We start from the raw sequence: 13021 nt of genomic DNA, 5'->3' as shown, positions 1-13021 counted from the left end.
CAAGGAAAAAGACCGATGACTACACCCAAATACAAGCGCATTCTCTTGAAACTTTCCGGCGAGGCCTTGATGGGCTCGGATGCCTACGGCATCAATCCGCAGACCATCGCGGGCATTTGCGGAGAGGTCAAGGCGGTCGCTGATCTGGGTGTGGAAATCGGTGTCGTGATCGGCGGTGGCAACATCTTCCGCGGCATGGCCGGTACGGCCACCGGGATGGATCGCGCTACCGCGGATTACATGGGCATGCTGGCCACGGTGATGAACGCCATGGCGCTGTCCGACGCGATGCGCCAGTGTGGTCTGAATGCCCGTGTGCAATCGGCCCTGAATATCGAGCAGGTCATCGAGCCGTACATTCGCGGCAAGGCGATTCGCTATCTCGAAGAAGGCAAGATCGTCATTTTCGGTGCCGGCACCGGCAACCCCTTCTTTACCACCGATACTGCAGCGGCTCTGCGCGGTTCGGAAATCGGCGCCGAAATCGTCCTCAAGGCGACCAAGGTCGATGGTATCTATACGGCCGATCCGAAAAAGGATCCGTCAGCTACCCGTTTTGACAAGATCAGCTTCAACGAGGCGATCTCCAGAAATCTGGCCGTCATGGATGCGACCGCCTTCGCGCTCTGTCGCGATCAAAAATTGCCGATCAACGTGTTTTCCATCTTCAAGGCCGGCGCGCTGAAGCGCGTGGTCTGTGGCGAAGATGAAGGCACGCTGGTCTATTGCTGAGGAAAACAAGAGATGATTCCAGAACTCAAAAAAACTGCCGAAAGCAAGATGCAGAAGACGCTGGATGCGTTGAAGAACGATCTCCAGAAAATTCGCACCGGCCGTGCTCATATCGGCCTGCTCGACCATGTCCAGGTGGATTACTACGGTTCGATGGTGCCGGTGAATCAAGTCGCCAACATCACTCTGGTTGATGCGCGGACAATCGGTGTGCAGCCTTGGGAAAAGCCCATGCTGCAAAAAGTCGAGAAAGCGATTCGTGATTGCGACCTCGGCCTCAACCCGGCGTCGCAGGGTGACCTTATCCGCGTGCCGATGCCGGCGCTGACCGAAGAGCGCCGCAAGGAAATGATCAAGGTCGTCAAGAATGAAGGCGAGGGCGCCAAGGTCGCCATCCGCAATCTGCGGCGCGATGCCAACAACCATCTGAAGGATGCGTTGAAGAAGGGCGAGATTCCCGAGGACGACGAGCGCCGGGCGCAAGACGAAGTCCAGAAGCTGACCGATAAATTCATCGTCGAAGTCGACAAAATGCTCGCCGCGAAAGAGGCCGAGCTGCTGCAGGTTTAAAAGCCGTCTGACGCTGATCGACCGCTGAATGGCGATTTTCTCAAGCTCGACACGCCAGGTTCCCGATGCGGCAACCGTGCCCAAGCACGTTGCCGTTATCATGGACGGCAACGGCCGCTGGGCCAAAAAGCGTTTCATGCCCCGCGTCGCCGGCCACGTCAAAGGCGTCGAACTGGTCCGCGAGATGGTTCGAGCCTGCCTTGAACGTGGGATTTCCTACCTGACCCTTTTTGCATTTTCCTCGGAAAACTGGCGTCGACCGCAGGACGAGGTCAGTCTGCTGATGCAGCTCTTCGTCAAGGCGCTTGAGCAGGAAGTCGAGAAGCTCGATCGCAATGGCGTCCGCCTGCGCATCATCGGCGATCTGTCCCGCTTCGACAGTCGTTTGCAGCAGTTGATTCGCGATGCGGAGAACAGGACGGCGGGCAATACTCGCCTTGACCTGACCATTGCCGCCAACTACGGCGGACGCTGGGACATCATGCAGGCAGTAAACCGCATGTTGGCTGGCCAGCCCGACAAGCGAGAAGGGTGGACCGAGTCCGATCTCGACCCTTACCTGTCGATGAGCTTTGCGCCGGAGCCCGATCTGTTCATTCGTACAGGTGGTGAGGAGCGGATCAGTAACTTCCTGCTCTGGCAACTGGCTTATACCGAACTGTATTTCACCCCGACGCTGTGGCCTGATTTTGATACGGCCGAATTCGGCAAAGCGATCACTTCCTATCAGCAACGGGAGCGGCGGTTTGGGCGAACCAGTGAGCAGTTGTCGGAAAAATCGAATGCTTAAGACGCGCGTCATCACTGCGCTCGTTTTGCTGGCCTTGCTCTTGCCCAGCCTTTTTCTTTTGCCGCAGGCTTACTGGGCGATTTTTGTTGCGGCTTTCATTGGTGTCGCTGCCTGGGAATGGGGTGGCCTGCTCCGTTGGTCGGAAACTTCGCGGCGGCTGCTCGGTGGCGTAACGGCGCTGATTTGTGTCGCGCTGGCTCAAATTGATCCGGCGGCAATCGGTGCCGGCGAACTCTTCGAACCGGCTGCGCTGTGGGTTCTTGTTTTTTACGGGGCGGCAGCGGTCTTCTGGTGTCTCGTGATGCCGTTCTGGTTGCAAAAAAAGTGGTCCTTGCATGGCGGTGTGCTGGGCCTTGCGGTCGGTGCCGTTGTGTTGTTGCCAACCTGGCTGGCCATGGTGCAATTGCGTGCGTTGGGGCCCGGTGTTCTCCTTGCCATTTTTGCCGTGGTCTGGATGGCCGATATCGCCGCCTATTTTTCCGGTAAGGCGTTTGGCAAGCACAAGCTAGCACCGGCAATCAGCCCGGGCAAAACCTGGGAAGGGGCGCTAGGCGCCGGTGTCGGTGTCGTGATCTATGGTCTGCTCATTCGTCTGGCTTTTCAGCTTGATACCCCTTCGCTTCTGCTCTGGGGAGTGATGCTGCTCGCCGTTACTGCCGTCAGCATCATTGGCGATCTTTACGAGTCCTTGCTCAAGCGCAAGGCCGGAATCAAGGACAGCAGCAATGTCCTGCCGGGGCACGGTGGCGTGCTTGATCGTATCGACAGTCTGACTTCGACCTTGCCCGTTGTTGCCTTGCTGCTCACTGTTTACCGGCCTTGAATATATTGCAAAACATTACCGTACTCGGTTCAACCGGTTCGATCGGGGTCAGTACGCTCGATGTTATCCGTCGTCATCCCGAGCGCTATCGGGTCTTCGCTTTATGCGCCCATAGCCAGCTCGAAAAGCTGTTTGAGCAGTGTTGCGAATTCAGGCCGCGCTTTGCCGTGTTGCGCGATGCACCGTTGGCAAGCCTGTTGGCCGAGCGCTGTCGTGCGGCGGGCCTGGATACCGAAGTTCGTCACGGCATCGAAGCGCTGATTGAGTTGTCCTCCCTGCCCGAGGTGGATGCGGTGATGGCGGCGATTGTCGGCGCGGCCGGTCTGGAGCCGACACTGGCCGCCGCCCGGGCGGGCAAGAAGATCATGCTCGCCAACAAGGAAGTCCTGGTAATGGCTGGCGAATTGTTCATGCGCGCCGTCCGTGAATCCGGTGCCTCACTGTTGCCGGTCGATAGCGAACATAACGCGATTTTCCAGGCTTTGCCGACGGATTTTGCGCGCGGCTTGACGGCCTGCGGAGTGCGTCGAATCCTGCTGACTGCTTCCGGTGGTCCATTCCGGAATACGCCGCTGGCCGACCTGCAAGGTGTAACGCCAGAGGCGGCTTGCGCCCATCCTAACTGGGTGATGGGGCGGAAAATTTCAGTCGACTCGGCGACCATGATGAACAAGGGGCTTGAGGTCATCGAGGCGCATTGGCTGTTTGCGGCGCCACCCGAGCGGATTCAGGTCGTCGTTCACCCGCAGAGCGTGATTCACTCGGCTGTAGATTACGCCGATGGTTCGGTCCTCGCGCAATTGGGGAATCCGGACATGCGGACGCCGATTGCCTACGCACTGGCCTATCCGGAGCGTATCGAAGCGGGTGTCGAGCCGCTGGATCTGTTCAAGATCGGGCGCCTGGAGTTTTTTGATCCCGATTTCGAGCGTTTTCGCTGCCTGCAGCTGGCTTACGATGTCCTGCATCAGGGCGGAACGGCGCCGGCCATTCTCAATGCCGCCAATGAAGTTGCCGTGGCCGCGTTCCTTGACCGGCAGTTGCCATTTCTGGGCATTGCCCGCTTGAACGAAGAAGTCTTGTCCAAGGTGCAGGCCGGGCCGGAGGGCAGTCTGGCCGATGTGCTGGCTGCCGATGCGGAGGCTCGCCAAGTGGCAAGCCGCTTGATCAAGGAATGTCGTTTCGCGTGAGCGGCCTAGCGTTCTATCTCGCTGCTTTTTTGGTCGTGCTCTGTGTGCTCATCGTAGTGCACGAACTTGGTCACTACCTGGTGGCGAGATATTGCGATGTCAAAGTCCTGCGTTTTTCCGTCGGTTTCGGGCGTGTGCTCTGGCAGCGGCGTGTCGGGCGTGACCAGACGGAATGGGCGCTTGGCCTTTTCCCGCTGGGCGGTTACGTCAAGATGCTTGACGAGCGAGAGGGGGCTGTGGATGTCAGCGAGCTTCATCGTGCCTTTAATCGAAAGTCGGTGGGGCAGCGCAGCCTGATTGTCGCGGCGGGGCCGCTGGCAAATTTCATCCTGGCCATCCTGCTGTTCTGGGCTGTTTTCATTTACGGCGGCAACGAGCTGTTGCCGATTCTCGGTACGCCGGCCGCGGGGTCGCCGGCGGCGGCAGCCGGTATCGCCAACGGTGAGCAGGTGCGAGCGGTGGATGGGCAGGCGGTACAGACCTGGAATGACTTTCGCTGGTTGATCCTGCAGAAGGCGGTCGCCCAGGAAAGTGTCGATCTCGAACTGATCAACGAAGCGAAGGAAATTGCACTGCGTCGCCTTGATCTGAAAGCGGCTGGGGAGCAGGGCTGGGAAGGCGACGCCCTGGAGCGTTTGGGGCTGGCTTTCTTTCGGCCAAAAATTCCGGCGGTGGTCGGTAAGTTGGTTGGCGGTGGCCCGGGCGAGCGTGCCGGTTTGCGGGTTGGTGATCTGGTGCGTGCGATCAATGGCGAGGCGGTCTTCACGTGGCAGGAGTTGGTCATCCGGGTTCGCAATTCGGCCGGCCAGAGCTTGCGCCTCGAAGTGCTCCGGCAAGGTGACATTGCTACGGTTGACGTCGTTCCGGAGGCGGTTTCCGAGCGTGGTCGCAGTGTTGGCAAGATCGGTGTGGCGGTGGCGGAGAACGGCGATACGCGGCGTGAGCTGCATACTTTCGTGCGCTATGGTTTTTTCGCGGCCGGAGGCAAGGCGCTGGCGGAAACCTGGGATAAGTCCGTTTTCAGTCTGGTCATGCTTGGCAAAATGCTGACCGGCGAAGTTTCGTGGAAAAACCTGTCCGGTCCGGTGACGATTGCCGATTATGCCGGGCAGTCAGCCCGCCTTGGCGTGGACTATTACATCAAGTTCATGGCACTGGTCAGCATCAGTCTCGGCGTGCTGAATCTGCTCCCCATCCCGGTTCTGGACGGTGGGCATTTGATGTATCATATGATCGAAGTCGTCAGACGGCGCCCGCTTTCCGAGCGGGCTATGGAGATTGGACAGCAGATAGGTTTGTCCATTCTTTTTGTTCTGATGGCTTTCGCCTTTTTTAACGACATAAATCGCCTGATTTCCGGCTGAATGATGAAAAAATCCCTGTTGTCCGTCTTGGTTGCCGGCCTTTTTGCCGTGCCTGCGTTGGCCTTTGAGCCATTCGCTGTCAAGGATATTCGTGTAGAGGGGATCCAGCGCACCGAAGCAGGAACTGTCTTCAGCTATTTGCCGGTCAAGGTGGGCGATACTTTGGACGACGAAAAGGCTGCGCAGTCGATCAAGGCGCTTTTCGCCACCGGTTTCTTCAAGGACGTCCGCGTCGAGGTCGATCGGGACGTCATGGTGATTGTCGTGCAGGAGCGCCCGGCTATTGCCAAGGTCGATTTCGTCGGCATGAAAGAATTCGAGAAGGATGTCATCGTCAAAGCCCTGAAGGATACCGGGATTGCCGAAGGCCGGATTTTTGACCGTTCCCTGCTGGAAAAGGCAGAGCAGGAATTGAAGCGCCAATACCTGACGCGCGGCAAGTACGGCGTCAATATTACGACGACGGTGACGCCGCTGGAGCGTAACCGGGTGGGCGTCAATTTCAACGTTGAAGAAGGTGCGGCGGCCAAGATCAAGCAGATCAATATCGTTGGGGCCAAGGCTTACCAAGAAAAGGAATTGCTCAGCCAGTTGGAGCTGACGACGCCTGGTTGGCTGACCTGGTACACCAAGAATGATCAGTATTCCCGGCAAAAGCTGTCGGCTGACCTGGAAAAGCTGAAGTCCTTCTACATGAATCAGGGCTATCTGGAGTTTGCCGTCGAGTCGACCCAGGTTTCCATTTCTTCGGACAAGCAGGATGTCTATATCACCGTCAATGTGACGGAGGGGGAGCGTTATCAGGTTTCCTCCGTCAAGCTGGCCGGTGACTTTGCCATTCCTGATGAAGAGTTGCAGAAGCTGGTTTTGGTCAAGGCGGGCGATGTTTTTTCGCGCGGGCGCCTCAATGACTCGACCAAAGCGATTAGCGACCGCCTCGGCAAGGAAGGTTATGCCTTCGCCAACGTCAATGCGGCACCGGAGATCGACAAGGAGAAGCGCAAGGTAGCCTTCACCATTTTCGTCGATCCGGGGAAGCGGGTTTACGTGCGCCGGATCAACGTCACCGGCAATACCAAGACGCGCGACGAGGTCATCCGGCGTGAATTGCGCCAGATGGAGGGCGGCTGGTATGACGCGGACCGTGTCGCCGCTTCCAAACTACGCCTCGATAAGGTCGGCTACTTTACCGAAGTGGCTGTCGAAACGCCCGCGGTGCCGGGAACAGCCGACCAACTCGATGTAAATCTGAAGGTGACGGAAAAGCCGACTGGTAACCTGATGCTCGGCTTGGGAACCTCAAGTACTGACAAGGTTATTTTGTCCGGGTCGATTGCCCAGAATAACTTCATGGGAAGCGGCAACAACGTCGCGATCCAGGTCAATTCGGCGAAGTCTTATCGGACTTATTCGTTCTCCTACACCAATCCTTACTTTACGACGGATGGCATCAGTCAGGGGTTTGATGTTTACCATCGTACGGTAAATACCAGTTCAACGACGCTGGCTTATTACACATCGGCATCCACTGGCGGTGGCGTTCGCTTTGGTTTCCCGATTGGCGAAAAGGAGTCTCTGAGTTTTGGCGCCGGTCTTGATTCGACCGACATTACAACTTATGACGATAGCCCCCAGTACTACAAGGATTTCGTTAACCAGTATGGTAATAAGAATCTGACTATTCCAATGTCGGCAAACTGGGTGAGCGACGGCAAGGACAGCTATTTTTTCCCGACTCGCGGGACATTCCAGAAAGCCGGTATTGAGGTGGCAATTCCCGGTGGCGACCTAACCTATTACCGAGCCAGTTATCAGTTGCAGCAGTTTTTCCCCTTGAACTCAAAGTTCACTTTGATGTTGAATGGCGAGATCGGATATGCTGATGGCTATAGTGGCGATGGCCTGCCGTTCTATAAGAATTTTTATGCGGGTGGGGTTACTTCGGTGCGTGGTTACAAGGCAGCCAGCCTAGGACCTATTACCAACACCGATGGAACTGATTATCGTATTGGTGGTAATCGTCGTGTAATTGCTAATGCTGAACTGCTCTGGGGTATCCCGGGGATGGAAAAGAGCTTCCGTATGGGCTGGTTCTTTGATGCCGGCCAGGTTTTCGGCAAGGATGAAAAGATGGATTTTGGTGAACTTCGTTATTCAACGGGCCTCTCTGCCGCATGGATTTCACCGGTTGGTCCGCTCAAGTTCAGTTACGGTATGCCGCTCAACAAGCAGGATACCGATAAAACCGAGTCCTTCCAGTTCCAGTTGGGCACCACATTTTGATTTGGGAGTGTCATGTTGAAAATTAAGTCTATTGTTCTCGCTTCGTTGTTGTCCGCACTGTTTGTGACCGGTGCTGTTGCTGCCGAGTTGAAGGTTGGTTACGTCAATACCCAGCGTATTTTCCGTGATGCGCCGGCAGCTCAGAAGGCTGCCAAGAAGCTTGAAGGTGAGTTCGCCAAGCGCGATCAGGATTTGCAGCGCATGGCCAAGCAGTTGCAGGGGCTGCAGGAGAATCTGGAAAAGAACTCCGTGACGATGGCTGAAAGCGACCGTCGGGCCAAGGAGAAGGAATTTGGCGAGCTGTCGCGCGAATTCCAGCGCAAGCAGCGTGAGTTCCGCGAAGATTTGAACCTGCGTCAGAACGAGGAAAATGCGGCGGTGATCGAGAAGGCCAACAAGGCCATCAAGCAGATTGCCGAATCCGACAAGTATGACCTGATTCTTCAGGATGTCGTCTGGGTCAGCCCCAAGCTGGACATCACCGATCGCGTGATCAAGGCACTCGCCGAAGGCAAATAATGCCTGCCGCAGCGGGTGTTGTGCTCTCGCTGTCCGATATCGCCGCCCGTCTGGGCGGCGATGTGCTTGGCGATGCCAAAACGCAGATTCGACAGGTAGCGACGCTGGCTTCGGCCGGTGAAGGAGAGATTGGTTTTCTCGCCAATTTGAAATACAAAAGCCAGTTGCGGACGACACGGGCGTCGGCCGTCATTGTCGGACCGGACTTTGCCGATGGGCTCGATTTGCCGCGTATCGTGACGCGCAATCCGTACGCTTATTATGCTCGGCTGGCGACGCTGCTGAATCCCCGGGTTGCGACTGCTGCCGGTGTTCATCCGACGGCATTTTGTGGCTCGGAGATACCGGCCAGCGTCAGTGTCGGGGCGAATGCGAGTATTGGTCTCGGGGTGATCCTCGGTGACTCGGTAGTCATTCATCCCGGCTGCGTAATCGGTGATGGCGTCAGGATTGGCGCTGGCAGTGTGTTGTACCCCAATGTCACTATCTATGCGGGCTGTTCGATCGGCCGTAATGCCATTCTCCATTCCGGCGTGGTGATCGGCGCCGATGGTTTTGGCTTTGCGCCGGACCAGGGGCAATGGGTCAAGATTCCGCAGATCGGTCGTGTGGTGATCGGTGACGATGTCGAAATCGGCGCCAGTACGACGGTTGACCGCGGGGCGCTCGACGATACGGTGATTGGTGATGGCTGCAAGCTCGACAACCAGATTCAGATCGGCCATAACTGCGTCATTGGTAAAAATTGCGTCGTGGCGGCCTGTGCGGCGATTGCCGGTAGCGTCGAATTGAAGGACAACGTGATCGTCGGTGGGGCGGCGATGATTGCCGGGCACGTGACGATTGCTTCCGGCGCTGTCATTTCCGGCGGTTCGCTGGTCATGAAGAACATTACCCGCCCGGGGCAATACACCAGCGTTTTTCCGCTGGAAGAACATAGTCATTGGTTGCACAACGCTGCCCAGATCCGCCATTTGGCGAAACTGGCCGAGCGTGTTTCCGAACTTGAGAAAAAACTTAAAAATACGGATATAGAGGGCTGATTAAATGGATATTCACGAAATTCTTGAACACTTGCCGCACCGCTATCCCTTCCTGCTGGTCGATCGCGTGCTGGAAGTGGAACCAGGCAAGTCGATCCACGCCTACAAGAACATCACGATGAACGAGCCGTACTTTGTCGGCCACTTTCCGCACCATCCGGTCATGCCGGGGGTGCTGATCATGGAAGCCCTGGCCCAGGCGGCCGGCATCCTGTCGTTCAAGACCATGGGCTCGAAGCCGGATGCCAATTCGGTGTTCTATTTTGTCGGCATCGATGACTGCCGTTTCAAGAAGCCGGTGATGCCGGGCGACCAGTTGCACCTGCACGTCGAGATCGTCCGCAACATGCGCGGCATCTGGAAGTACAAGGCGGAAGCGCGGGTCGACGGTCAGGTTGTCGCCGAAGCCAATCTGATGTGCGCCAAGCGGGACGTCTGAGATGATTCATCCGACTGCCATTATCGATCCGGGTGCCAAGATCGGCGCCAATGTCGAGATCGGCGCCTATTCGATTATCGGCCCGCACGTCGAGATCGGGAATAACACCCGGATCGGGCCGCACGTCGTCATCAATGGGCATACCCGGATCGGTCGCGATAACCAGATTTTCCAGTTCTGCTCGCTCGGCGAAGTGCCGCAGGACAAGAAATACGCCGGTGAACCGACACGCCTGGAAATCGGCGACCGCAACGTGATCCGCGAGTTTTGCACCTTCAATCTGGGCACCGTTCAGGATGCCGGTGTCACCAGGATCGGCGACGACAACTGGATCATGGCCTACGTCCATATCGCCCATGACTGCCAGGTCGGCAATAAGGTCACTTTCGCCAACAACGCTTCCTTGGCCGGTCACGTCGTCGTCGATGACTGGGCGATCCTCGGCGGCTTCACCGGCGTGCACCAGTTCTGCCGGATCGGTGCCCACGTCATGACGGCGGTCAGCACCGTGATTCTGCAGGATGTGCCGCCTTACCTGATGGCGGCCGGCAATACCGCACAGCCCTACGGCATCAATGTCGAAGGCCTGAAACGGCGCGGCTTCACCTCAGAGGCCCTGACTTCGTTGAAGCGTGCCTATCGCACGCTCTACAAGTCCGGGCTGTTGCTGGAAGAGGCCAAGGTCAAACTGGCGGAAGTTGCCAAGACCCAGCCGGACGTTCAGCGCTTCGTCGATTTCCTGGAAATGTCCAAGCGCGGCATCATCCGCTGATGGGAAACGCAGTACGGATTGCGATGGTGGCAGGAGAGGCCTCCGGGGATCTCCTGGCCAGCCATTTGATTGCGGCCCTCAAGGCGCGCTTGCCCGACGCCGTGTTTTACGGCATCGGCGGACCGCGCATGGAAGCGCAGGGCTTCGATGCCTGGTGGCCGATGGAAAAACTGGCGGTGATGGGTTATGTCGATGCCCTGAAGCATTACCGCGAGATCGCCGGGATTCGCCGGCAACTGAAGAAGCGCCTGCTCGACATCCGGCCAGACATCTTCATCGGGGTCGATGCGCCCGATTTCAATCTGGGCTTGGAAACCGACCTCAAGTCGGCCGGCGTCAAGACCATCCATTACGTCAGCCCGTCGATCTGGGCCTGGCGCGGCGGACGGATCAAGAAGATCGCCCGGGCGGTCAACCGCGTGTTGGCCCTGTTTCCGATGGAGCCGCCGCTCTACGAGAAGGAGCGGATTCCGGTGACCTATGTCGGGCATCCGCTGGCCGACATCATTCCGCTCGAAACCAACAAACTGGCGGTCCGCGAGAAGCTGGCGCTGCCGCGCGACTACCCGATCTTTGCCTTGCTGCCAGGTAGTCGTCAGGGCGAACTGGCGATGATGGCCGAAACCTTCGTGCAGACCGCCAAGCTCATCCGCGAGCGCTACCTGCCGAATGCGCTGTTCGTCGTGCCGCTGACGACGCGCGAAACGCGTCTGCAGTTCGAAATGGCGATCTACACGCAGCAGGCAGGCGAGGTGCCGTTCCGGCTGTTGTTCGGGCATGCCCAGGATGCCCTCGGCGCGGCTGATGTCTCGCTGGTGGCGAGCGGCACGGCGACGCTGGAAGCGGCGCTGATCAAGCGGCCGATGGTGATCACCTACAAGATCGCCAAGCTGTCGTACTGGATCATGAAGCGGATGGCCTACCAGCCATTCGTCGGCCTGCCCAATGTGCTGGCCGGCCGCGAAGTGGTGCCGGAAATCCTGCAGGATCAGGCGACGCCGGAAAACTTGGCGGAAGCGCTGGTCAAGCTCTATGAGGACAAGGAAAACGCCGAGGTGGTCGCCGACGTATTTACCGAGATTCATTACCGCTTGCGTCAGAACACCGCCGAGAAGGCCGCCAATGCGGTTATCGAATGCCTGAACTGATCATCCCGCCAGGCCTGGTCTGCGGCGTGGACGAGGCTGGGCGCGGGCCGCTGGCCGGTACGGTGGTGGCGGCGGCGGTGATTCTCGATCCCCTGCGGCCGATTGCCGGCCTCAACGACTCCAAGAAGCTCAGCGAGAAGAAGCGCGACGCGCTGGCCGTGCTGATCCGCGAGCGGGCGGTGGCCTGGGCGGTGGCGTCGGCCTCGGTCGAGGAAATCGACCGCCTGAACATCCTGCATGCCAGCATGCTGGCCATGCAGCGGGCAGTCGCCGCCTTGTCGGTCCGGCCGACCAGTGCACTGATCGACGGCAACCGTTGTCCGCAACTGGAAATGCCCAGTGAAGCCGTGGTTAAGGGCGATGGCAAGATCGCTTCGATCGCCGCCGCCTCGATCCTCGCCAAGACGGTGCGCGATGCCGAGATGCTGGCCTTGCATGCGCAGTACCCGATGTACGGTTTCGACCGCCACATGGGCTACCCGACGGCGGCGCATTGCGCAGCCTTGGCGGAACATGGCGCCTCGCCGGTGCATCGCCGCAGTTTCGGGCCGGTCGCCAGGCAACTGGCCCTGTTATGAAGCTGATCCAGTCGCGCGACAACGCCTTTTTCAAGGCGCTGAAACGGCTGGCCGAATCGGGGCGCGAGCGCCGCAAAACCGGCAAGACGCTGCTCGACGGCGTGCACCTGGTCGAGGCTTACGAGGCGGCATTCGGCCCTGTCGAGACTTTGATCGTTGCCGAATCGGCGCTGGCCGGTGGTGAAGTTGCCCGCTTCGTCGAAGGGCGCGACGCAGTGGTGCTGGCCGATGCGCTGATGCGCGAACTCGGTCTGGTCGATACGCCAAGCGGCCTGCTGGCGGTGGCGGCGATGCCAAATTCGATTGCTGCGGTCGACCTCGAAAAAGAGGCCATTTTGCTCGACGGCGTGCAGGACCCGGGCAACGTCGGGACCCTCCTGCGTACCGCAGCGGCGGCCGGCATCAAGCAGGCGCTGTTGGCGCCGGGCTGTGCCGCCGCCTGGTCGCCGAAAGTCCTGCGCGCCGGGCAGGGCGCCCATTTTGCCCTGGCCATTCATGAAGATGTCGATCTGGCCGGTTTCATGGCGGCTTACCGGGGAACGACGGCGGTAACCTGTCTGGATGGTTCGACGTCGCTGTACGAAGCCGACTGGCATGGCCCGCTGGCCTGGGTGTTCGGGGCCGAGGGGCAGGGCGTCAGTCCGGCGCTGATCGCTGCGGCCCGGCTCAGAATTCGCATTCCGATGCCGGGCGCGGTGGAGTCGCTCAATGTCGCTGCCGCAGCCGCCGTCTGCCTGTTCGAGGCGGTGCGCCGCAAACAGGCGTAAGCC

The 13021-nt window shown here is 58.6% G+C and carries 14 protein-coding genes; all 14 read left to right on the top strand.

The window, feature by feature from the left end:
• The first annotated feature begins 15 nt into the window (after positions 1-15).
• The 14 genes from pyrH to AT959_RS00130 are packed head-to-tail and all read left to right on the top strand — an operon-like array spanning position 16 to position 13018.
• On the top strand, positions 16-732 hold the full coding sequence (gene pyrH, locus AT959_RS00195; protein ID WP_066879154.1) for a UMP kinase: 717 nt from the start codon (positions 16-18) through the stop codon (positions 730-732).
• A 12-nt stretch (positions 733-744) separates the two neighbouring features.
• Positions 745-1302, top strand: coding sequence for a ribosome recycling factor (frr, locus tag AT959_RS00190; protein WP_066879152.1), 558 nt, complete (start codon positions 745-747; stop codon positions 1300-1302).
• Positions 1303-1330: 28 nt separating this feature from the next.
• Positions 1331-2092 (top strand): polyprenyl diphosphate synthase, encoded by a 762-nt coding sequence (gene uppS / locus AT959_RS00185; RefSeq protein WP_066879148.1) that lies wholly within the window; start codon positions 1331-1333, stop codon positions 2090-2092.
• Positions 2085-2915 (top strand): phosphatidate cytidylyltransferase, encoded by an 831-nt coding sequence (locus AT959_RS00180; protein WP_066879145.1) that lies wholly within the window; start codon positions 2085-2087, stop codon positions 2913-2915. Before uppS ends, AT959_RS00180 begins: the two co-directional genes overlap by 8 nt.
• Before the next feature lie 5 nt (positions 2916-2920).
• A complete protein-coding gene (gene ispC / locus AT959_RS00175) occupies positions 2921-4105 on the top strand; it encodes a 1-deoxy-D-xylulose-5-phosphate reductoisomerase (protein WP_205629803.1) in 1185 nt (394 codons plus the stop codon).
• Positions 4102-5469 carry an RIP metalloprotease RseP gene (gene rseP / locus AT959_RS00170; protein ID WP_240481641.1) on the top strand — a complete coding sequence of 456 codons (1368 nt, stop codon included), beginning with the start codon at positions 4102-4104 and terminating at the stop codon, positions 5467-5469. Before ispC ends, rseP begins: the two co-directional genes overlap by 4 nt.
• A gap of 3 nt (positions 5470-5472) precedes the next feature.
• Positions 5473-7752 carry an outer membrane protein assembly factor BamA gene (bamA, locus tag AT959_RS00165; RefSeq protein WP_066879469.1) on the top strand — a complete coding sequence of 760 codons (2280 nt, stop codon included), beginning with the start codon at positions 5473-5475 and terminating at the stop codon, positions 7750-7752.
• A 12-nt stretch (positions 7753-7764) separates the two neighbouring features.
• A complete protein-coding gene (locus AT959_RS00160; RefSeq protein WP_205629801.1) occupies positions 7765-8271 on the top strand; it encodes an OmpH/Skp family outer membrane protein in 507 nt (168 codons plus the stop codon).
• Between the two features lie 20 nt (positions 8272-8291).
• Complete coding sequence (gene lpxD, locus AT959_RS00155) at positions 8292-9314, top strand: UDP-3-O-(3-hydroxymyristoyl)glucosamine N-acyltransferase (protein ID WP_240481653.1); 1023 nt, start codon at positions 8292-8294, stop codon at positions 9312-9314.
• Positions 9315-9318: 4 nt separating this feature from the next.
• Positions 9319-9753 (top strand): 3-hydroxyacyl-ACP dehydratase FabZ, encoded by a 435-nt coding sequence (gene fabZ / locus AT959_RS00150; protein WP_066879133.1) that lies wholly within the window; start codon positions 9319-9321, stop codon positions 9751-9753.
• Between the two features lies 1 nt (position 9754).
• Positions 9755-10525 carry an acyl-ACP--UDP-N-acetylglucosamine O-acyltransferase gene (gene lpxA, locus AT959_RS00145; RefSeq protein WP_066879130.1) on the top strand — a complete coding sequence of 257 codons (771 nt, stop codon included), beginning with the start codon at positions 9755-9757 and terminating at the stop codon, positions 10523-10525.
• Positions 10525-11673, top strand: a complete 1149-nt coding sequence (gene lpxB / locus AT959_RS00140) for a lipid-A-disaccharide synthase (protein WP_066879127.1) — start codon at positions 10525-10527, stop codon at positions 11671-11673. The genes lpxA and lpxB overlap by 1 nt, the downstream gene beginning before the upstream one ends.
• The gene (gene rnhB, locus AT959_RS00135) at positions 11661-12251 is read left to right on the top strand and encodes a ribonuclease HII (protein WP_066879124.1); all 591 of its coding nucleotides are present in this window, start codon (positions 11661-11663) and stop codon (positions 12249-12251) included. Before lpxB ends, rnhB begins: the two co-directional genes overlap by 13 nt.
• Positions 12248-13018, top strand: coding sequence for a TrmH family RNA methyltransferase (locus AT959_RS00130; protein ID WP_066879121.1), 771 nt, complete (start codon positions 12248-12250; stop codon positions 13016-13018). Before rnhB ends, AT959_RS00130 begins: the two co-directional genes overlap by 4 nt.
• Positions 13019-13021: the final 3 nt, after the last annotated feature.

It is taken from the genome of Dechloromonas denitrificans, assembly GCF_001551835.1.
GTDB classification, from domain to species: domain Bacteria; phylum Pseudomonadota; class Gammaproteobacteria; order Burkholderiales; family Rhodocyclaceae; genus Azonexus; species Azonexus denitrificans.
Note: the sequence above shows the minus strand (reverse complement) of the source record. Positions and strands in the feature narration are given on the sequence as shown.

Excerpts from the sequence above, each read along its gene's own strand:
- AT959_RS00160 (WP_205629801.1), top strand. The coding sequence starts at position 7,765 with ATGTTGAAAATTAAGTCTATTGTTCTCGCTTCGTTGTTGTCCGCACTG.
- lpxB (WP_066879127.1), top strand. The coding sequence starts at position 10,525 with ATGGGAAACGCAGTACGGATTGCGATGGTGGCAGGAGAGGCCTCCGGG.
- pyrH (WP_066879154.1), top strand. The coding sequence starts at position 16 with ATGACTACACCCAAATACAAGCGCATTCTCTTGAAACTTTCCGGCGAG.
- fabZ (WP_066879133.1), top strand. The coding sequence starts at position 9,319 with ATGGATATTCACGAAATTCTTGAACACTTGCCGCACCGCTATCCCTTC.
- rnhB (WP_066879124.1), top strand. The coding sequence starts at position 11,661 with ATGCCTGAACTGATCATCCCGCCAGGCCTGGTCTGCGGCGTGGACGAG.
- uppS (WP_066879148.1), top strand. The coding sequence starts at position 1,331 with ATGGCGATTTTCTCAAGCTCGACACGCCAGGTTCCCGATGCGGCAACC.
- bamA (WP_066879469.1), top strand. The coding sequence starts at position 5,473 with ATGAAAAAATCCCTGTTGTCCGTCTTGGTTGCCGGCCTTTTTGCCGTG.
- AT959_RS00130 (WP_066879121.1), top strand. The coding sequence starts at position 12,248 with ATGAAGCTGATCCAGTCGCGCGACAACGCCTTTTTCAAGGCGCTGAAA.
- lpxA (WP_066879130.1), top strand. The coding sequence starts at position 9,755 with ATGATTCATCCGACTGCCATTATCGATCCGGGTGCCAAGATCGGCGCC.
- frr (WP_066879152.1), top strand. The coding sequence starts at position 745 with ATGATTCCAGAACTCAAAAAAACTGCCGAAAGCAAGATGCAGAAGACG.
- AT959_RS00180 (WP_066879145.1), top strand. The coding sequence starts at position 2,085 with ATGCTTAAGACGCGCGTCATCACTGCGCTCGTTTTGCTGGCCTTGCTC.